This window comes from Agromyces protaetiae, from assembly GCF_004135405.1.
Lineage (GTDB): Bacteria > Actinomycetota > Actinomycetes > Actinomycetales > Microbacteriaceae > Agromyces > Agromyces protaetiae.
The window spans coordinates 1,921,062-1,939,953 of the sequence record NZ_CP035491.1 but is presented as its reverse complement, the minus strand read 5'-3'; the positions used below and the strand labels follow the sequence as shown (position 1 = coordinate 1,939,953).

General features: G+C 71.4%; 18 protein-coding genes and 1 pseudogene. 4 read left to right on the top strand and 15 right to left on the bottom strand.

Translation table 11 applies throughout. The features are described from left to right. Positions 1-65 precede the first annotated feature (65 nt). Together eno and ET445_RS09070 are read right to left on the bottom strand one after the other, a co-directional pair. Complete coding sequence (gene eno / locus ET445_RS09075) at positions 66-1,346, bottom strand: phosphopyruvate hydratase (protein WP_129190747.1); 1,281 nt, start codon at positions 1,344-1,346, stop codon at positions 66-68. A gap of 216 nt (positions 1,347-1,562) precedes the next feature. Beyond that, entirely contained in the window at positions 1,563-2,207 is a 645-nt protein-coding gene (locus ET445_RS09070; RefSeq protein ID WP_129190745.1) for a DUF559 domain-containing protein, read from the bottom strand. Between ET445_RS09070 and ET445_RS09065 the strand changes: the two genes are divergently transcribed. Next, entirely contained in the window at positions 2,208-2,747 is a 540-nt protein-coding gene (locus ET445_RS09065; RefSeq protein ID WP_129190743.1) for a hypothetical protein, read from the top strand. A 99-nt stretch (positions 2,748-2,846) separates the two neighbouring features. Here the strand turns inward: ET445_RS09065 and hisS are convergent, their stop codons facing one another. The 3 genes from hisS to ET445_RS09050 are packed head-to-tail and all read right to left on the bottom strand — an operon-like array spanning position 2,847 to position 5,567. Continuing rightward, positions 2,847-4,121 (bottom strand): histidine--tRNA ligase, encoded by a 1,275-nt coding sequence (hisS, locus tag ET445_RS09060; protein WP_129190741.1) that lies wholly within the window; start codon positions 4,119-4,121, stop codon positions 2,847-2,849. 55 nt (positions 4,122-4,176) lie between these two features. Continuing rightward, a complete protein-coding gene (locus ET445_RS09055) occupies positions 4,177-4,854 on the bottom strand; it encodes a nucleoside triphosphate pyrophosphohydrolase (protein WP_129190739.1) in 678 nt (225 codons plus the stop codon). Positions 4,855-4,883: 29 nt separating this feature from the next. After that, entirely contained in the window at positions 4,884-5,567 is a 684-nt protein-coding gene (locus ET445_RS09050) for a LysE family transporter (RefSeq protein WP_129190737.1), read from the bottom strand. A 133-nt stretch (positions 5,568-5,700) separates the two neighbouring features. Here ET445_RS09050 and ET445_RS09045 point away from each other — a divergent pair, with 133 nt between their 5' ends. Further along, on the top strand, positions 5,701-6,930 hold the full coding sequence (locus tag ET445_RS09045) for a Na+/H+ antiporter NhaA (RefSeq protein WP_129190735.1): 1,230 nt from the start codon (positions 5,701-5,703) through the stop codon (positions 6,928-6,930). A 56-nt stretch (positions 6,931-6,986) separates the two neighbouring features. Here the strand turns inward: ET445_RS09045 and mfd are convergent. Together mfd and ET445_RS09035 are read right to left on the bottom strand one after the other, a co-directional pair. Further along, positions 6,987-10,651, bottom strand: a pseudogene (mfd, locus tag ET445_RS09040) (transcription-repair coupling factor); the annotation flags it as partial. Between the two features lie 40 nt (positions 10,652-10,691). Then, positions 10,692-11,270, bottom strand: coding sequence for a hypothetical protein (locus tag ET445_RS09035; protein WP_129190732.1), 579 nt, complete (start codon positions 11,268-11,270; stop codon positions 10,692-10,694). 76 nt (positions 11,271-11,346) lie between these two features. On the opposite strand from ET445_RS09035, the gene ET445_RS18640 reads away from it, so the two are divergent. Continuing rightward, a complete protein-coding gene (locus ET445_RS18640) occupies positions 11,347-12,066 on the top strand; it encodes an RNase H family protein (protein ID WP_424922836.1) in 720 nt (239 codons plus the stop codon). Positions 12,067-12,086: 20 nt separating this feature from the next. On the opposite strand, the gene ET445_RS09025 is transcribed toward ET445_RS18640, so the two are convergent. From ET445_RS09025 to ET445_RS09000, 6 genes are all read right to left on the bottom strand, one after another. Beyond that, a complete protein-coding gene (locus ET445_RS09025) occupies positions 12,087-12,878 on the bottom strand; it encodes a ferritin family protein (protein WP_129190730.1) in 792 nt (263 codons plus the stop codon). Positions 12,879-12,994: 116 nt separating this feature from the next. Continuing rightward, on the bottom strand, positions 12,995-13,831 hold the full coding sequence (locus ET445_RS09020) for a hypothetical protein (RefSeq protein WP_129190728.1): 837 nt from the start codon (positions 13,829-13,831) through the stop codon (positions 12,995-12,997). A 10-nt stretch (positions 13,832-13,841) separates the two neighbouring features. After that, entirely contained in the window at positions 13,842-14,426 is a 585-nt protein-coding gene (pth, locus tag ET445_RS09015) for an aminoacyl-tRNA hydrolase (protein ID WP_129190726.1), read from the bottom strand. A gap of 129 nt (positions 14,427-14,555) precedes the next feature. Continuing rightward, complete coding sequence (locus ET445_RS09010) at positions 14,556-15,338, bottom strand: hypothetical protein (protein ID WP_129190724.1); 783 nt, start codon at positions 15,336-15,338, stop codon at positions 14,556-14,558. Positions 15,339-15,370: 32 nt separating this feature from the next. After that, positions 15,371-15,787 (bottom strand): DUF6114 domain-containing protein, encoded by a 417-nt coding sequence (locus ET445_RS09005; protein ID WP_129190722.1) that lies wholly within the window; start codon positions 15,785-15,787, stop codon positions 15,371-15,373. 2 nt (positions 15,788-15,789) lie between these two features. Further along, positions 15,790-16,386: a DUF6230 family protein gene (locus ET445_RS09000; protein ID WP_129190720.1), complete on the bottom strand. Its 597-nt coding sequence runs from the start codon at positions 16,384-16,386 to the stop codon at positions 15,790-15,792. Between the two features lie 183 nt (positions 16,387-16,569). Between ET445_RS09000 and ET445_RS08995 the strand changes: the two genes are divergently transcribed. Beyond that, positions 16,570-17,295, top strand: a complete 726-nt coding sequence (locus ET445_RS08995; protein WP_129190718.1) for a TetR/AcrR family transcriptional regulator — start codon at positions 16,570-16,572, stop codon at positions 17,293-17,295. A 244-nt stretch (positions 17,296-17,539) separates the two neighbouring features. On the opposite strand, the gene ET445_RS08990 is transcribed toward ET445_RS08995, so the two are convergent. Both ET445_RS08990 and ET445_RS08985 read right to left on the bottom strand, forming a co-directional pair. Further along, positions 17,540-18,172: a 50S ribosomal protein L25/general stress protein Ctc gene (locus ET445_RS08990; protein WP_129190716.1), complete on the bottom strand. Its 633-nt coding sequence runs from the start codon at positions 18,170-18,172 to the stop codon at positions 17,540-17,542. 212 nt (positions 18,173-18,384) lie between these two features. Beyond that, positions 18,385-18,882 (bottom strand): gluconokinase, encoded by a 498-nt coding sequence (locus ET445_RS08985; RefSeq protein WP_243695138.1) that lies wholly within the window; start codon positions 18,880-18,882, stop codon positions 18,385-18,387. Positions 18,883-18,892 lie beyond the last annotated feature (10 nt).

Sequence of the window (18,892 nt, the reverse complement as noted above, 5' to 3'; positions counted from 1 at the left end):
CTGCCGGCTCCGGACGCGGAAACGGGGCGGCCTTCCGGCCGCCCCGCCCCGAGTCAGTCTGGGAACTACGCCGTGTAGCGCGGGAATGCCGAACGGCCCGCGTACACCGCGGCGTCGCCGAGCTCTTCTTCGATCCTCAGAAGCTGATTGTACTTCGCGACGCGCTCGGACCGGGCGGGCGCGCCAGCCTTGATCTGACCCGCGTTCGTCGCGACGACGAGGTCGGCGATCGTCGTGTCTTCGGTCTCGCCCGAACGGTGCGACAGCATGGCCGTGTAGCCCGAGCGCTGCGCGAGGCTCACGGCGTCGAGGGTCTCGGACAGCGTGCCGATCTGGTTGACCTTCACGAGAAGCGAGTTCGCGACGCCGCGCTTGATGCCGTCGGCCAGGCGCGTCGGGTTCGTGACGAACAGGTCGTCGCCGACGAGCTGCACCTTCGTGCCGAGCGCGTCGGTGAGCGTCTTCCAGTTGTCCCAGTCGTCTTCGGCGAGCGCGTCCTCGATCGTGATGATCGGGAAGTCGGCCACGAGGCCCTCGTAGTAGCCGATGAGCTCGTCGGCCGACCAGTCCTTCTGGTCGAGGCGGTACACGCCGTCGTTGAAGAACTCGGTCGCGGCGACATCGAGACCGAGCGCGATCTCGGTGCCGGGCTTGTAGCCCGCCTTCTCGATCGCCTTGACGAGGAACTCGAGGCCGGCGCGGTTGCTCGGCAGGTCGGGGGCGAAGCCGCCCTCGTCGCCGAGACCCGTGGCGTAGCCCGCGGCCTTGAGCTCGCCCTTGAGGACGTGGTAGACCTCGGCGCCCCATCGGAGCGCCTCGGAGTAGGTCGGGGCGCCGATCGGGGCGAGGAAGAACTCCTGCATGTCGATGCCGTTGTCGGCGTGCTCGCCGCCGTTGATGACGTTGAACAACGGCACGGGCAGGACGTGCGCGTTGGGGCCGCCGAGGTAGCGGAAGAGCGGCAGGTCGGCCGAGTCGGCCGCGGCCTTCGCGACCGCGAGGCTCACGCCGAGGATGGCGTTCGCGCCGAGGCGGCTCTTGTTCTCGGTGCCGTCGGCCTCGATGAGCGCCGCGTCGACGAGGCGCTGGTCGGAGGCGTCGAGGTCTTCGACGGCCGGGCCGAGCTCGTCGAGGACGGCGTCGACGGCCTTGAGGACGCCCTTGCCGAAGTAGCGGTCCTTGTCGCCGTCGCGCAGCTCGTACGCCTCGAACGCGCCGGTCGACGCGCCCGAGGGCACCGCTGCCCGTGCGAGCGAGCCGTCGTCGAGGAGGACCTCGACCTCGACGGTCGGGTTGCCGCGAGAGTCGAGAATCTCGCGAGCGCCAACAGCTTCGATGAATGCCACAGTGATCTCCTCTGTGATGGGCGGTTCTGAAGGACGACTCCGTCGTGATCCGTCGCTCAGTCTAGGGGTGCGGACGGGTGCGCGTCTTGCCGTGACGTGTCTGGCCGCGCCTCTTCTCCCGCGCTTTCGCCCGCCTTCGACGAAATGAGTGCGATCCGTCGCGGATCGCCCTTGGAAGGGTCGCTGCAGGGCGATCCGCGACGGTTCGCGGCTTCGTCACCGCGTCACGAGGGCGATGACCGAACGAATCCGCGCGATCAGCCCACCGGGGTCGGCGAAGAGATCGTCGGCGGTCACGCGGATGATCCGCCAACCGGCGGCCTCGAGGTCTTCGCGACGCCGGATGTCTCGCCGCCACCGCTCACGATCGGTGCGATGCCCGTCGCCTTCGTACTCGAGGGCGACCTTCCACTCGGGCCAGGCGAGATCGGGGTGGAGCACGCGTCCGCTCGGGGTCGCCACCTCGTATCCGATCACCGGCTCGGGGAAACCTGCACCCCCCACGAGGAGACGCAAGAGGGACTCAGGCCTCGAATCGGGGCCGGTCCGCACGTGCGGGAGCGCACGCAGCAGCGCACGCGCACCGCGACGGCCCGCCCACGCGCGTGCCGCGTGTTCGAGTTCTTCGAGTGTTGCAAGCGGGTCCAGCCGTCGGCCGCCCGTCAGCCTCGCCCCTGTCACGAGCGCATCGCCCGCCGCGACGAGATCCGCGTGCGAGAGCAGGGTCGCGAGCTGGCACCAGGCGCGCGAAGGCTCGACGACAGGGTGGACGTCGACGAACCGCACCGCGAACACGTCGGTGTGCTCATGCCCGACGACGCCCCGACTCCGCGCACGGGTCAGTCCCGGCGGAGAAGCCACATGGAGCCGATCATCGCCACGTGGCAGCGGAACGCCGTACAGGGCGGCAGCCGTGCGATGGCTGAACGCTTCACCCGGGCGGAGGAGCGGCGCGTACGCGAGGCAGCGGTCGCGGACGGAGTCGAGCTCGAGCGCGATCGAACGCACGCCCGTGAACGGCCGCTGCAAATCGCGCCCGCGCAGGCGTTTGGGCGACGCGCCGTGCAGGTGCACGTCCCGCACGTGGAAAGCCGCGCCGGACAGATGCGCAGGCAAGGCGATACGAGGTTTCACGCCGCCAGCTTCGCCGTCGAAGGCATCCTGAACGCCGGGACGGAACGGATTGTGGACGACTCCCCGGACCCGAACCCTGTGAAGGTGGCGTGGCCGATGACGACGCGCGCGCGTGAGCCGTCGCGCGTCGCCCTTCGCGAACCACAGCAAGGGCCATCCGCGACGGATCACGTGGGCTTGCAGACGACGTGTCGCGGGTCAGCACACGAGCCGTCGCAGATCGCCCCTCGCGAACTGCGGCAAGGGCCATCCGCGACGGATCGATGAGAGGCGTCGGACGAGGGATCGGGGGTGCGGGTTGCCCAAGCGATGGCAGGCGAGGGCGAGGGCAGGCGAGGGCGCGCAGCGCGAAAGCGCGGGCGCGCGCTACGCCTGCAGGTCGCGGAAGGTCAGCCCCGAGGCATCCGTCGTCTCGGCCGTGACCTGCGCGAACGCGTCGAAGCCGTCGGCCGTCACGCGGTCGAGCAGGTTCTTGAGGTTCTTGACGCGGCGCTCGAGGCGCACGCGCGATCCGGATGCCACGAGCTCGCGCTTGAGGGCGAGGAGCGTGCCTGCCGGCACATCGGCGTCGTGCACGAGCACGACCGCGCGAGGGCGGTCGGCGTCGCGGATCTCGAGGAGGTCGACGATGCGCTCGAACCCGATCGAGAACCCGCACGCGGGCACCTGCTGGCCGAGGAAGCGCCCGATCATGCCGTCGTAGCGGCCGCCGCCGCCGAGCGAGTAGCCGAAGTCGGGGTGGGCGATCTCGAAGATCGTGCCGGTGTAGTAGCCCATGCCGCGCACGAGTGTCGGGTCGAACTCGATCGCCGCGTCGGGGAGGGCCGCGCGGAGGGCGAGGAGGTCGGCGTAGGCGTCGAGGTCGAGCCAGGCGGGCGGCTTCACGACGCCGTCGTGGAGGTTCCAGTGCGCACTCGCGAGCCCCTCGAGGGCGGTCTCGATCTCGGTCGCACGTGCGGCGTCGACGACGCCGATCTCGACGAGTTCGGCTGCGACGCCCGAGACGCCGATCTTGTCGAGCTTGTCGATCGTGATGAGCGCGCGGTCGCGGAGCGACGGGTCGACGCCCCACGACGCGAGCACGCCCTGCAGGATGCGGCGGTCGTTGATGCGGATCGTGCAGCCGGCGAGCCCGAGCGCGTCGAGCGTCGCGAGGGTCGCCGTGAGCAGTTCGAGCTCGGCGAGGTTCGAGCCGTCGCCGATGATGTCGATGTCGCACTGCACGAACTGGCGGTAGCGGCCCTTCTGCGGGCGCTCGGCGCGCCACACGGGAGCGATCTGGATCGACCGGAACACGGGCGGCAGCGCCGCGCGGTGGGTCGCGTAGAACCGCGCGAGCGGCACGGTGAGGTCGTAGCGGAGGCCGAGGTCGGCGAGCGCGAGGGCGTCGCCGGATGCCGCGGCCGCCTCGAGATCGGCGGGCGTCAGGCCGCGCTTCATGACCGCGAACGCGAGCTTCTCGTTGTCGCCGCCGAGTCCCGCGTGCAGGCGCGAGGAGTCTTCGACGACGGGCGTCTCGATCTCGTCGAACCCGTGCGATGCGTACACCCCGCGGATGACGCCGAGCGCGTGCTCGCGTCGAGCCTTCTCGGCGGGCAGGAAGTCGCGCATGCCGCGCGGGGGCGTCACGGTTTGGGCCATGCGTCCATTCTTCCAGTCGCGCGGGCGCCGCTCGAATCGGCGGTGTTCCGCACGCTCAGGATGCCGCGGCGGCGGCCTCTGCGGAACGCACATCGTCTTGGAACGCGCGGAGGGCGCCGCGGAGGGCGCGTTCGGCGTCGAGCCCGCGGGCACGGGCGGCCGCGACGAGTGCGAGCAGGTCTTCGCCGAGCTCGGCCTCGGTCGTGGCATCCGTCACATATTCACCGAGCTCGCGCGAACGCGGCGCGACGCCCGCCTTCTCGGCCTTGCCGATGACCTTGTCGGCGAGCGCGAGCGCGGGCATTCCCTGCGGCACGCCGTCGAGCACGCTCGTGCGGTGCGGCTTCTCGGCAGCCTTCAGGTCTTCCCAGAAGGCGACGACGTCGGCGGCGGTCTCGGCTTCGCGGTCGCCGAAGACGTGCGGATGCCTCGCCATCATCTTCGCCGTCATGTGGCGTGCCACGTCGTCGATGTCGAAGTCCTCGCCTGCGGTCGCCGCCGCGAGATCGGCGTGGAAGAGCACCTGGTAGAGCACGTCGCCGAGCTCCTCGATCATCTCGGCGCGATCGCCCGACTCGATCGCGTCGACGAGTTCGAACGACTCCTCGACGAGGTACCGCACGAGCGACTCGTGGGTCTGCTCGGCGTCCCACGGGCAGCCGCCCGGCGCGCGGAGCAGGTGCACCGTCGCGACGAGCTCGTCGAGTCCTGGGTGAGGGGCTGCGTCGGTCATGCCGTCCAGCGTAAGTCGGTAGACCCGAATCAGTGCACGAACGCGAGCAGCGCGGCGACCCCGATGAAGAGCGACCCGAACACGATGTTCAGCACCCGCTGGCCGCGCGCGGACCGCGTCACGCCCCGGAACGTCTGCGCCGCCGCCGCGAAGAACCCCCACATGACGGCGATGTCGACGACGACGATCGTCGCGCCGACGATGAGGTACTGCGCGAGCAACGGCTGCCCCGGCCGGATGAACTGCGGGAGGAACGCGAGGAAGAAGACGATCGCCTTGGGGTTCGAGAGGTTGACGAACAAGCCCCGGCGGAACATCGACCACGCGCCCTCGCCTCCGGGCAGCGATGCGGTCGAGACATCCGCCTGCTCTGCGACATCCGCCGATCCCGCGACATCCGCCTCTCCCCCGCCCTCCGCATCGACGCCCGGCTTCGCGAGGAACTGCCGGATGCCGAGGTACACGAGGTACGCGGCGCCCGCGTACCGGATGCCGTCGAAAAGCACGGGCGTCGTGGTCACGAGCACACCGACCCCCGCCGCAACGACGCACAAGTGCAGGACGAGCGCGGCCTGCTGCCCGAGGATGCCCCAGATCGAGCGGCGGAACCCGACCGCGAGCGAGTTGCCCATCGTGTTGATCGCGCCCGCGCCCGGCGTGAAGCTGATCACGGTGCTCGCGGTGAGCAGGGTGAGCCAGAGCGGGAACGACATCGTTCCAGCGTACGTCGAGGCGGCGGATGCCTCGTGCCGCGGGTATCTTCGAACACGGAGTGCCGGGAAGTCTGGTCGGCCGACGCGAGCGCGTCGTCACCGTCGATCGACCCCGAGACACGAAGGAGACTCCGTGACCGGCTTCCTCCGCCTCCTCCGCACCGAGCGGCTCGCCGCCTCGCTCCTCCTCGCCGCGGCCGCCCTCGGTCTCGCGATCGCGAACGCGCCCTTCGGGCCGTCCGTCATCGCCGCGCGCGACGCGCACGCCGCCGTGCCGTGGCTCGACCGGCTCGGCCTCGACCTCTCGATCGCGCACTGGGTGAGCGACGGCCTGCTCGCCGTGTTCTTCTTCGTCGTCGCCGTCGAATTGAAGCGCGAACTCTCCATCGGCGACCTCTCGTCGCCCGCGAAGGCCCTCCTGCCCGCGATCGCCGCGGCGGGCGGCATCGTCGTGCCCGCCCTCGTCTTCCTCGCCTTCACGGCGGGCACGACATCGGTCGACGGGTGGCCCATCCCGACCGCGACCGACATCGCCTTCGCGCTCGGCACCCTCGCGGTCTTCGGCAGGTTCATCCCGACGCGCGTCCGCGTCTTCCTCCTCGCGCTCGCCGTGCTCGACGACCTCGTCGCGATCCTCGTCATCGCGTTCTTCTTCACGGACGACGTCGATCTCGCGTCGCTCGGATTCGCGGCCCTCGCCGTCGCGGCGTTCGGCGCGCTCAGCCGCCTGCTGCGCGCCCGCTCCCCGTTCCGACTCGCGCGCAAGTCCGCATGGCCCGTCGTCGCCGCGCTCGTCGTGCTCGCCCTCGTCGCGTGGGTCTTCACGTTCCGCTCGGGCGTGCACGCCACGATCGCGGGCGTCGCCCTCGGATTCGCGATGTCGCGCCGCCCCGGCGGGCGGGCCGCGCACGCGCTCGAGCCATGGTCGAACGCGATCGTGCTGCCGCTCTTCGCCTTCACGGCCGCGCTCGTCGTCGTGCCGAGCGTCGCGCCCGACGCGCTCGATCCCGCCTTCTGGGGGATCCTCGTCGGGCTTCCGGTCGGCAAACTCGTCGGCATCACGCTCGCGTCCGCCGTGGGCACGGCGATCCTCGGGCGTGGGGCGCGTCGCAGTCAGACCCCGCTCACGATCGGCGACCTCACGATGGTCGGCGCCCTCGGCGGCGTCGGATTCACCGTGTCGCTCCTCATGAACGAACTCGCGTTCGAGGACTCCCCCACCGTCGCCGACGAAGGGACCCTCGCGGTGCTCCTCGGCTCGCTCGTCGCGATCGTCGTCTCATCGGTCTTCGTCGCCGTGCGGTCGGCCCGATACCGACGGCTCGGGGCGGCTCCAGGCGAAGGCGGCGCGCTCGCGCACTGAGCGGGCCGCGTTCGCGCGCTATCCGACGGTGTTCGCGGATGCCTCGGCCGACTCCCCCGACGAGCCCTGCGCCCCTTCGGGCTCGGGAAGATCGCAGCGATGAGCCGCGACGCCCACTCGATAAGGTCGGCGTCGCCGGGGGCCTCGCCGCCGGGCGTCGGGAAGGGCACGAGCAGCACGTCGTTCTGCGGGAACACCTTGGCGCCCGGGTACATCCGCTCGAGCCTCACCCGACGCGAGTCGGGGAGCTTGGCGGGCGCGATCCGCAGCTTCGAACCCGTCGCGATGAGGTCGCTGAGCCCTGCGAGCTGCGCCTGGCGGCGGAGCCGCGACACCATGACGAGGTGCTCGACGGGTTCGGGCAAGGGGCCGTAGCGGTCGACGAGCTCTTCGACGACGAGGTCGATCTGGCCCTCCTTCGCCGCCGGGCCGCTCGCGGCGGACAGCTTCTGGTAGGCCTCGAGACGCAGCCGCTCGCTATCGACGTAGTCTTCGGGGATGTGCGCGTCGACCGGCAGCTCGAGTCTCAGCTCGGTCTGCCCCTCGGCGACGTCGCCGCGGAACGCCGACACGGCCTCGCCGATCATGCGCAGGTAGAGGTCGAACCCGACGCCCGCGATGTGGCCCGCCTGCTCGGCGCCGAGCAGGTTGCCGGCGCCGCGGATCTCGAGGTCTTTGAGCGCGACCTGCATGCCGGAGCCGAGCTCGTTGTTCGCCGCGATCGTCGAGAGCCGGTCGTGCGCCGTCTCGGAGAGCGGCTTGTCGGGGTCGTAGAGGAAGTACGCGTACGCCCGCTCGCGACCGCGGCCCACGCGCCCGCGCAGCTGGTGCAACTGCGAGAGTCCGTACTTGTCGGCGCGGTCGATGATGATCGTGTTCGCGTTCGAGATGTCGAGGCCCGTCTCGATGATCGTCGTCGAGACGAGCACGTCGAACTTCCGCTCCCAGAAGTCGTTCACGATCTGGTCGAGCACGTGCTCGTTGAGCTGGCCGTGCGCGACGGCGATGCGCGCCTCGGGCACGAGCTCTGCGAGTTGCGCCGCGACCCGGTTGATCGACGAGACGCGGTTGTGCACGAAGAACACCTGCCCTCGCGGAGCATCTCGCGCCGGATCGCCGCGGCGACCTGCTGCGACGTGTACGGGCCGACATACGTCAAGATCGGATGCCGGTCTTCGGGCGGCGTCGCGAGGGTCGACATCTCGCGGATGCCCGTGACCGCCATCTCGAGCGTCCGCGGGATGGGCGTCGCGCTCATCGCGAGGATGTCGACGTTGGTCTTGAGCTTCTTGAGCTTGTCTTTGTGCTCGACGCCGAACCGCTGCTCTTCGTCGATGATCATGAGGCCGAGGTCTTTGAACTGCATCTGCTCGGTGAGGATGCGGTGCGTGCCGATGACCATGTCGACCGTGCCGTCGGCGAGACCGGCGACGGTCTCGCGCGCCTCCTTGTCGGTCTGGAAGCGGCTGAGCGCCCGCACGTGCACGGGGAAGCCCGCGAACCGCTCGTTGAACGTCTCGAGGTGCTGCTTGACGAGCAGGGTCGTCGGCACGAGCATCGCGACCTGCTTGCCGTCTTGGATGGCCTTGAACGCCGCGCGCACGGCCACCTCGGTCTTGCCGAAGCCGACGTCGCCAGCCAAGAGCCGGTCCATCGGGATGGGCCGCTCCATGTCGGCCTTCACCTCGTCGATCGTCTGCAACTGGTCGACGGTCTCGGCGTACGGGAACGCCTCTTCGAGCTCGTGCTGCCACGGCGTGTCGGGCCCGAACGCGTGCCCCTTCGACGCCATGCGCGCCGAATAGAGCTTCACGAGTTCGACGGCGATGTCGCGCACGGCCTTGCGCGCCTTGCCCTTCGCGTTCGACCAGTCGCTGCCGCCCATCTTCGAGAGCGACGGCGCCTCGCCGCCGACGTATCGGCTCAAGAGGTCGAGCTGGTCCATCGGCACGAAGAGGCGGTCGCCCGCCTGGCCGCGCTTGGACGGCGCGTACTCGATCACGAGATACTCGCGCACGGTCGTCGGCTGCTGCGCGATGCCCGCCGTGCGGCTCGGCCCCTTGGGACGGGTGCCCGTCGCGACCTCGCGCTGCACCATCTCGACGAACTTGCCGATGCCGTGCGTCTGGTGCACGACGAAGTCGCCGGCCTTCAGCTGGATGGGATCGACGACGTTGCGGCGGCGGCTCGCGAGCTTCTTGACCTGCCGCGAGTCGTAGCTCGCGCTGCGCCCGTAGAACTCGGCCTCGGCGATGAGCCCGAGCTTCGCCTCGGGAACCTCGAACCCCTTCGTCGCGCCCGCCTGCACGAGGTAGGCGACGCCCGGGTCGAGCGCGGACGGCACCTCGTCGACGATGCGCCCCGCGAGCCCGCGATCGGCGAGCACGTCGCGCGCGCGCTCGACGAGGCCGGAACCGGCGGATGCCACGACGAGCGACCATCCGTCGCGAAGCCGCTCTTCGACGTGGGCCACCGCACCGTCGACGTTGCCCGCGAAACTCGGCATCGCGCGCGCGCCGACGCGGACGTAGGAAGAGTCGGCGGCCGAGGCATCCGCCGCCTCTTCTCTCGCCTCGCCCGCGTCGAACGCGCTCAGCGTCCACCACACGCGCTGCGTGTCGGGCTCGCCCGGCGCGCTGAACAGCACCGCCTCGCGGAGCTCGCGCGGCGTCAGGAAGTCGCCCGCCGCGAGGTCGATGGGCGCGTCGGCGCCGAACGTCGCGGCGCTCCACGCGGCCGCGAGGAACTCGCGGTTCGTGTCGGCGAGGTTCGCCGCACGGCTCGCGACGCGCTCGGGCTCGACGACCGCGACCGCGGCGCCCCGCGGGAGGTAGTGCGCGAGCGGCACGAGCCGGTCGAGGAGGGCGGGCGCGAGCGACTCCATGCCCTCGACGGGGATGCCCTCGGACACCTTCTCGAGGATGCCCGCGAGGCTCGGGAACTCGTGCCGCATCTCGCGCGCACGCTGGCGCACGGCGGGCGTGAGCAGCAGTTCGCGGCTCGGCGCGAGGCGCACCGACTCGACGACCTCGGGCAGCGAGCGCTGGTCGGCGACCGAGAACGCGCGGAGCTCTTCGACCTCGTCGCCGAAGAACTCGACGCGGGCAGGGTGTTCGGCGGTCGGCGGGAAGACGTCGAGGATGCCGCCGCGCACGGCGAACTCGCCGCGACGGCTCACCATGTCGACGCGCGCGTACGCGAGGTCGACGAGCTGCTCGGCGATGCGCGAGAGGTCGTGGCCGCGGCCGCCCGCGACGAGCTCGACGGGCGCATGGTCGGCGAGGTTGTCGGCGAGCGGCTGCAGCGCCGCGCGCACCGACGCGACGACGACGAGCGGATGCTCCGGGGTCGCCCCCTGTTCGTGCGCCTCGGCGTGCTCGCGAAGCCGACGCAACGCGTGAAGCCGCCGACCGACCGTCTCGGCCGACGGACTCAGCCGCTCGTGCGGCAGGGTCTCCCATGCGGGGAACTCGAGGATCTCGGCCGCAGGCAGGAACGCCGCGAGAGACGACCGCAGCGCCTCGCCCTCACGGCTCGTCGGCGCGACGACCAGGAGCACGGGTGCGAGGCCCGCCGCGATGCGACGCTCGAGGAGCCCCGCCAGGAGCGCGGGGTCGAACCCCGAGGGCGCCGAGAAGTCGGCGCTCCGCTGAGCCTCGCCGAGGGCTCGTTCGACCGTGGAGGCGCGCGAAAGCGCCGTGTTCAAACCCGCGAGACTCACCCGAGGAGTCTACGCGTCGCCGCCGACACGACGCCCGGAGCTATCGCCAGCCGAGCAGTCGCTTCGCGGTCTTCGACGAGGCCCCGTGCTCGCCGCCGCCGAGCCCGAGGCTCGGTCCGTCCGCCGAGACGAGCGCGCCCGCGGCGTGCGCCACGGCGATCACGCCTTCGATCGCCGCCTCCACTCGGGAGGCCGCGCCGTCGGTCGATCCCGGGTCGCCCCGCCACGACGTGTGCGGCACGACGAGCAGCTCGGTCCGCGCCTCGGGGAGCGCCCTCGCCGCGACGATCACAAGGGTCGGGGCGATCGTGCGCTGCGTCGCGGGGATGAGGTCGAAGATCACGAGATCCTCGACGAGATCCGCGAAGATCCCGCGCTTCCACGACTTCTTCGCATCGCCGATCTGCACGGCCTGCGCCGTCCACTCCGACGCCTCGGCTGCGAGCAGGGCCGCGAGGTCGCTCTCGTGACGCGCGAACCCCTGAGCGAGCAGGCGGTCGACGCCGAGGCGCACTGCGTCGCCCGGCACGTACCGAACGACGAGCCGGCGCCCCCGCACCATTCCCGTCGAGGTGAGCCCTGAGAAGCGCGCGTCGGAGGCATCCCGCTGGTTCGTCACGTCGACCACCCTAGGGCCCCCGATAGCATGGGGCGGCGCCGTCCCGGCCGCCCGCCTTCCGAAGGAGCCCGCACAGATGATCACCGCCGCCGCAGACGGCTCCGCCCTCGGCAATCCGGGCCCCGCAGGCTGGGCGTGGTACGTCGACGACGACTGCTGGGCGGCGGGCGGCTGGCCGCGTGCGACGAACAACCAGGGCGAGCTGCAGGCGGTGCTCGAGCTCTTCCGTGCGACCGCGCACCTCGACGACGAGCTGCTCGTGCTGTGCGACAGCCAGTACGTCATCAACACGGTCACGAAGTGGATGGCGGGGTGGAAGCGCAAGGGGTGGAAGAAGGCCGACGGCAAGCCCGTGCTGAACCTCGAGCTCATCCAGGAGCTCGACGCCGCGATCGTCGGGCGCCGCTACCGGTTCGAGTGGGTGCGCGGACACGTCGGGCACGAACTGAACGAGGCCGCCGACGAGCGAGCGCGTGCGGCCGCGACGGCGTACCAGCAGAAGAAGCCCGTTCCGTCGGGCCCCGGGTGGACGAAGGGCGTCGCGACGGATGCCTCGCCCGCGGGATCCCCGAACGCGCACGTCGAGACATCCGCCTCCGTTCCCGTCGAGACCGGCGTCGACGCGACATCCGCCCATGACGACCGCTCCCCCGCCGACGCGACGCTCTTCGACTTCGAGGATCCGACCGCCGACTGGCTGACCCTGTCGGTCGAACTCACGACCGACGAGCACACGCGGCTCGTGGAGCGCGCGCGCGAGGCGGGCGTCTCCCCGAGGAGTTCCTGCGCGGGCTGATCTGAGCCGGGGCGCCGGGGTTACCTCACCCCGAGCCCGTCGAGGGCGTCCTGCACGATCGTGAGCCCGGCCATGCCCGGCAGGGCGGCGATCGAGTCATCCACCTTGCGCGCTGCGCGCCGTCCCGCGTCGCCTCCCATGAGGGCGCGCATGACGTGCTCGACCTCGCTCTTCGGCTGGATCGACGAGCCGACGGGCGCCCAGAACTTCGAGAGCGCGAACCGGGTGATCTTCTGCGCGCGCTCGCTCTCGGCGAGCCTCGCGCGCGCCTGGGAGGTGTAGAACGCGACGTGCCGCGCCTCCTGCCGCGCGATGCGCGAGAGCAGTTCGGCGAGCACGGGATCGCCCTCGAGTTCGGCCATGCGCTGGTACGCCGTGATCGCCGACCACTCGTTCGCCGCGCCCCACGACATGTGCACGGCGATGAAGTCGCGGCCGACGAGCGCGCCCGCGATCGATTGCTTGATCGGGTCGAGGCGGTCGCGCCAGCCGAGCTTCAGCCGTGCCGCCTTGAGCGCGTCGTAGTCGACGGTGACGCCGTGCACCGCGAGCACGGCGGCGAGCGCTTCGCCGTGCCAGAACTCCTCGCGGTTCCACATCGTGAGGAACGCGCCGACCTCGGGCTCGCCGTGGCTCGGCGTCGTCAGCAGGTCTCGCGTGTAGCAGACGGTGTGGTACTCGACCTCGGTCATGTAGCGGAGGGTGCGGAGCGTCGCCTGCGGCAGCGGGTGCACCCGGAAGTGGTCGAGGTCGAGGTCGTCGAATGCGACGCGCTCGCTCGTGGCGGTATAGCGGTCGATGTCGAATGCCATCACGCCTCCCCGCTCTCTCGCCGCCACCCTACGCCCGCCGTCGTGCGCGATCGAGTGTCCACGACACGCGGTGCGACGTTCGCGGCGACAGCGAGTCGTGGACGCTCGCCGACGCCTCAGGGCGAGACGGCGGCGGACGCCTCGGCGGTGCGGCTCGCGGTGCGGGCGACGGCGTCGGCGAGTCCCGGGAGGGCTGCGATGTCGGCGAGCGCTTCGGATGCCTCGGCGGCCCCGCCCGGGAACACGAGCCGCGCGAAACGCGCACGGTCGGCGGCGGGGCGGTCGGCCATGCCGAGCGGGTACGCCTCGCGGTCGAGTTCGCGGGCGGCGAGCCGCTGCGCACGCGGGGAGGCCGCGAGCCGTGCGGCGGCTTCGGTCCGCAGGAACTCGCCCTGACGGGCGTCGACGGCCTCAAGCCGGGTCGCGAGCGCGGCGAGGGCGGGGCTTCCGGATGCCTCGCCCGTGAGCCTGCGGTACGCCGCCCGGGTCGCGGCGTCGCTCACGGCGAGCGAGACGAGGTGGGCTGCGACGAGGTCGGGACCGGCGACGAGGGCGCGCAGCGCGCGGGGAACCGGTCCGCTGCGGGCGCGGCGGAGCCGCGGGTCGGGTCGGTCGGCAGTGTCGTCGGAGACATCCGCGCCGTTGGAGACATCCGCCCGGGTCGCCCGCAGCACCTGCGTGAGCGCGTCGGCGACCCAGAACTTCTCGAACGACCACGTCACGAGGAACGCCGTCACGCGCGCGTCCTTGTGCGTGGGCGTCACGAGCACACGCCGGAGGTAGGGCATCGTGCCGCCCTCGAGGTCGCGGAGGAGCGCGACGAGTGTGAGCGCGTCGGCGCCGCCCGGTTCGGCGGCGAGCCCGGCGAACGCCGTGCCGTCGCCGATCGCGTCGCGATGGCTGCCGTGCGCCGTGCGCGTGTACTCGGCGAGATCGAACGGCTCCGGCGACATCCCGCCCGCCTCAGCTCGGCGAGTGGAACCGCTGCTGCGCCGCGACGAGCCCCTCGTCGACGATCGCCTCGACGGCGTCGGCCGCGTCGGAGAGCAGGTTCGGCAGCGCCTGGCGCTCGATGCCCGAGAAGTCCTTGAGCACGAAGTCGGCGGGGTCTTGCCGCCCCGGCGGGCGGCCGATGCCGACGCGCACGCGCGTGAACTCGGCCGAGTCGGCGGCCTTCTGGATGTCTCGGAGCCCGTTGTGCCCGCCGTGTCCGCCGCCGCGCTTGAGCTTCACGGTGTCGAACGGGAGATCGAGCTCGTCGTGGACGACGATGAGCTTGTCGACGTCGAGTCCGTAGAACTTGAGGAGCGCCGAGACGGGACCGCCCGACGTGTTCATGTAGCTGTTCGACTTCGCGAGCACGAGCTTCGGCCCGCCCGGGCGGAGGAACCCCTCGGCGACGCGCGACGGGGTCTTGTGCGACTTGAACGTCGCGCCGATGCGCGCAGCGAGCTCGTCGACGGCCATCTGCCCGACGTTGTGCCGGTTGCCCGCGTACTGGGCTCCGGGGTTGCCGAGGCCGACGACGAGCCAGGTGTTGTCGGCCATCGCGGCGTCATCCTTCCGGTGCCTGCGGAACCACGCCATTCGCGCTCCGTTCGGGGTCGGGGCCTGATCTACCGGCCCCGAACGAGCGTACCCGGTCGGTCTGCCCGACCGCCGCCCGACCGCCGCCCGCTACTCCTGGATCGCCTGGTGGGAGGCGTCGTAGAAGATGCCGTCGGCCTGCATGCCGTAGAGCGGCAGCTCGAGCGTCAGGAGCGACTGCAACGCCTCGGGCGTCGGCTGCGTGAGCGTGTCGACGACCTTCGTCGCGCCGCCCTTCACGATGCCCGTGATCGACGGCGTGTAGATGACGACATGCCCGTCGACCGTGAGGGTCGTGGCCGTGTTGCGCAGGCCGTGCCCGTCGTCGCCCGGCACGTCGAGGCGGAACCCGCCGACGACGACCTCGTCGGCCTCGATGCGGAGCGCGCGCTGCGTCGACCCGTCTGCGAGCCGCACGCTCACGATCGCGATGCCCGACAGGCCCGAGATCGAGAGGGAGGAGCCCGAGAGCTGGGCGGGGATCGCCGTGAACACGTAGGAGTCGTCGAGCGGCGCGTCTGGGAGCGGGCCCTGCGGCACGCCGCCCGTTCCGCCGCCGGCGCCTCCGCCGCTCCCGCCCTCGCCGCCGGGCAGCAGTCCGTCGACGAGCCCGCCGACGCCGTCGAGCACGTCGCCGAGCCCGCCGCCTCCGTCGGGGGCCGGGGTCGGCGCCGGCGTGGGTGCAGGCGTCGGACACGTGCGGCCGATGAGCCAGTCGAAGAGCCCCGGCTTGCAGTCGCCCGCCGTGCGGACGGCGGACGGCACCGCGCCGTCGACCGACGACGGCGCGGCCGCGTTCGCGACGCCGCCCGTGCCGACGAGCAGCACGCAGGACACCGCGGCGACGAGCGCCGCACGCCGCGCGAACCTCATGCCGGCAGCGAACCTCATGCCGGCACCGAACCTCATGCCGGCACCGAGCGATCGTGCTCGGCGTCGGCCGAGACATCCGAGACATCCGTCGCGGGCGAGACATCCGCGACATCCGCCGCCTCGCGCCGAGGCATCCACGACACGATCATGACGCCGCCGACCGCGCCGAGCAGGAACCCGACGAAGAAGCCGCCCAGGTTGACGCCGACGAGCGAGTAGACCGCCGCGGCGAGCGCGATGACGCCGTAGAAGATGCGCTGGGCGGGCATGAGCACGGCGAGCACCCCGGCGAGCGCGAGCACGATGGGGATGAGCGTCGCCTGGAAGCCCTCGATGCCGACGTGCACGACCATGTTGGCGAGGTCGAGCTGCGTCGAGAGGAAGATCGCCGCGCCCGAGAGCACGGTCAGTGCGCCGCCGACGACGGGGCGCGAGCGGTACCAGTCCACGATCAGAAGCACTCTTCGCCGTCGGTGAGCTGCAGGTGCAGGCCCGTGAGGGTGAACACGCCGGCCTGGGTGCTCCAGGCGGTCTGCTTGAGGCCCGAGATCGAGATCGAGTCGGAGTCTTGCGCGAAGTCACCGGCCTGACCCTTCGCGTCGGTCTTCACGGTCGAGGCGTCGATGCCGATGCGGATGTTGCCGAAGCTCGCGTCGCCCTGCAGATCGGTGAGGCCGATCTGGAGGTCGCTCGCGGTCGCGGGGTTGCCGCCGCCGCCCGCGTGGATGAGGAGGCCGACCTTGCCGAGCGGGGTGTCGGTGACGACCGACTGGCAGAGGTCGGCGAGCGAGGCCTGCTTGATGTTGGAGATCGCGACGGGGTGCACGGTCTTGCCGTCGGGCGAGGTCGCGACGCCCCCGTACTGCGAGAAGCCCGTGCCTTCGAGCCGGCTGGCGGCGATTTTGAACGGGCTGCCCGAGACCGCGAAGGCGACGGGGACGGCTCCGTTGGCGACGCCCGCCATGAGCAGGCTCGAGACGATGCCGACGGGGATGGCGGCGAGAGCGACGCGACCGGTGCGCGAGCGGGTGAGGGACGTCAGCTTCATATGGATCCTCCTTGACACGGATGAAGCAGGTAGGGTGCGGTCCGAGCGGGAATCCGCCGAATCGAGGCCCCCATACGGGGGACATTCGCCGACAGCGTACGTCGCTGTTGTCTGGCCGTCAATAGGAGGTTCCGTCGGATGTTTCGAGCCGACGCCGCACGAAGGCGCCGCTACGCTGGAGCCATGCCGCCCCGCCCAGCCGAGCCCGACGCCGACGCCGAGGCCGAGGCCGCGGGCACCGCCCCCGAGACGGGCGACGCGCCCGACAACGACGCCCCCGACAACGACGCCCCGGAAAACACAGGCCGACGCGCACGCCTCTCCCCCGAGGAGCGCCGTGCACAACTCGTGGCGCTCGGCGTCGCGGCCCTCGCCGAAGCTCCCCTCGAGGGGCTCAGCATCGGCGAGCTCGCACGCCGCGCCGGCGTCTCACGCCCGCTGTTCTTCCATTACTTCGGCTCGAAGCAGGGGTTCGACCGGGAGGTCGTCGCGGTCGCACGCGACAGCATGCTCCACGCCACCGAGCCGAACACCGAGCTCGCCCCGACCGATCGCCTCGCCGACACGCTCACCCGCACGGTCGGGTTCGTGCGCGAGCACCGCGGCACCTTCTACTCGCTCGTGCGCGGAGCCGCGAGCGGCGACCCCCAAGTGCGCGAGGTCGTCGAAGAGGCCCGGGCACAGCAGACCGAGCGCGTGGTCGCCCTCTTCGTCGAGCGGCGCATCGTGGTGTCCGAGCCGCTGCGCCTCGCGCTCCGCGCGTGGATCGCGTACACCGAGCAACTGCTCGTCGACGCGGCGCTCGGCAGCGACATCCCGTCCGACGAGCTCGTGCGCATCCTCATCGACTCGCTCGCGGGCATCGCGCGCGCCGCCGACCGCGACGCGGCCCGAGCGCTCTTCGGCTGAGACATCCACGCTGCCCTGCTCTGCTCTGCGCACCCTCCCAGGCCTCGGTTTGTCGGACATTCGTCGGTTTGTCGGACGAGAGAGCGCGCCCACGTCCGACGAACCGACGAATGTCCGGCAATCACCCTGGTGGGGCGGATGCAACCGCACGGTTTCGCCCGCACAACACGAAGGGGCCCGCCACCTTCGCAGGTGACGGGCCCCTTCGTTCGCGCGGACGAACCGCGCGGGAGGATCGGCGAGATTACTCGGCCGACTCGGCCTCGGCCTCGGCGGCGGGAGCCTCGGCCGCTGCGGCCTCGCCCTCGGCCTCGGCGGTCTCTTCGCCCAGGTCCGCCTTCTGCGGGGTGTGGACGTTGACGATGAGGGTCTCGGCGTCGCTCACGAGGGTCGCGCCCTTGGGGAGCTCGAGGTCCTTCGCGTGGATCTGCGTGCCCTCTTCGAGGCCCTCGACCGAGACGACGATGCGCTCGGGGATGTGGGTCGCCTCGACCTCGAGGAGCACCGTGTAGCTGTCGAGGTCGGCGATCGTGCCGGCGAACGACTCGCCCTCGGTGTGCACGGGAACCTCGACCTGGACCTTCTCGCCGCGCTTGACGACGATGAGGTCGAGGTGCTCGATGATCTGGTGCACGGGGTCCTTCTGGACGTCCTTGACGAGCGCGAGCTGGCTCTTGCCCTCGATCTGGAGGTCGAGCACGGCGTTCGCCTTGCGGATGAGCAGGCCGACCTGGTGCGCCGGAAGCGTCAGGTGCTTGGGGTCGGTGCCGTGGCCGTAGAGCACGGCGGGCACGTTGCCGACGGCGCGGATCTTGCGGGCGGCGCCCTTGCCGAACGCCGTGCGAACGACGGCTTCGACCTTGTTGTCTTCGTCCATGATGGACCTCCTGTAGCGGGCTCACCGGCCCAGATGGGTGTTGTCTGTCTTCAACTCGAACGCAGCGCACCGAGTGCGCCGAAGCGTGAGGAACAGCCGTGAAGCCTGCTTCCACCGCGTCGATCACGGATGCCTCGCCCGGGCGGACCCGGACGGTGAGACATCCCTCGCCGAAGTATCGACCGCCAAGTCTACCGGATGACGCGGAAAGCTCAGATCGCGAGCGCGGCGGCCGCGCGCGCCGCGACGTCGTCGACGTCGCCCGCGTTCTCGACCCGCGCTCCCTCCTCGTCGGCCTCGAGCGGCTCGAGGGTCGCGATCTGGGAGTCGAGGAGCGACGGCGGCATGAAGTGCTCGCGGCTCGACATGCGCCGATGCAGCTCGTCGGCCGGCACGGCGAGCTCGACGAACACCGCGTCGGGGCACACCTCCCGGATCGCGTCGCGGTAGCGGCGACGGAGCGCCGAGCACGCGATGACGATCCCGCCCGCGCCCGCGGCGCCCCCGTCGCGCAGCCGCTCCCCGACCGTCCGCAGCCACGGCGCGCGGTCGAGGTCGTCGAGCGGCACGCCCGCCGACATCTTGGCGACGTTCGCCTCGGGGTGCAGGTCGTCGCCGTCGACGAACTCGGCCCCGACGCGCGCCGCGAGGGCGACGCCGACGACCGACTTGCCCGACCCGCTCGGGCCCATGACGACGATGTGCCGCATGCCGCGCTCC

Coding starts and splice junctions, on each gene's coding strand:
- ET445_RS09020 (WP_129190728.1), bottom strand. CDS start 13,831: ATGTCGCCGGAGCCGTTCGATCTCGCCGAGTACACGCGCACGGCGCAC.
- hisS (WP_129190741.1), bottom strand. CDS start 4,121: ATGGCCCAAACCGTGACGCCCCCGCGCGGCATGCGCGACTTCCTGCCC.
- ET445_RS08985 (WP_243695138.1), bottom strand. CDS start 18,882: ATGCGGCACATCGTCGTCATGGGCCCGAGCGGGTCGGGCAAGTCGGTC.
- ET445_RS09025 (WP_129190730.1), bottom strand. CDS start 12,878: ATGGCATTCGACATCGACCGCTATACCGCCACGAGCGAGCGCGTCGCA.
- pth (WP_129190726.1), bottom strand. CDS start 14,426: ATGGCCGACAACACCTGGCTCGTCGTCGGCCTCGGCAACCCCGGAGCC.
- ET445_RS09065 (WP_129190743.1), top strand. CDS start 2,208: ATGGAGCCGATCATCGCCACGTGGCAGCGGAACGCCGTACAGGGCGGC.
- ET445_RS09000 (WP_129190720.1), bottom strand. CDS start 16,386: ATGAAGCTGACGTCCCTCACCCGCTCGCGCACCGGTCGCGTCGCTCTC.
- ET445_RS18640 (WP_424922836.1), top strand. CDS start 11,347: ATGATCACCGCCGCCGCAGACGGCTCCGCCCTCGGCAATCCGGGCCCC.
- ET445_RS08990 (WP_129190716.1), bottom strand. CDS start 18,172: ATGGACGAAGACAACAAGGTCGAAGCCGTCGTTCGCACGGCGTTCGGC.
- ET445_RS09050 (WP_129190737.1), bottom strand. CDS start 5,567: ATGTCGTTCCCGCTCTGGCTCACCCTGCTCACCGCGAGCACCGTGATC.
- ET445_RS09010 (WP_129190724.1), bottom strand. CDS start 15,338: ATGAGGTTCGCGCGGCGTGCGGCGCTCGTCGCCGCGGTGTCCTGCGTG.
- ET445_RS08995 (WP_129190718.1), top strand. CDS start 16,570: ATGCCGCCCCGCCCAGCCGAGCCCGACGCCGACGCCGAGGCCGAGGCC.
- ET445_RS09055 (WP_129190739.1), bottom strand. CDS start 4,854: ATGACCGACGCAGCCCCTCACCCAGGACTCGACGAGCTCGTCGCGACG.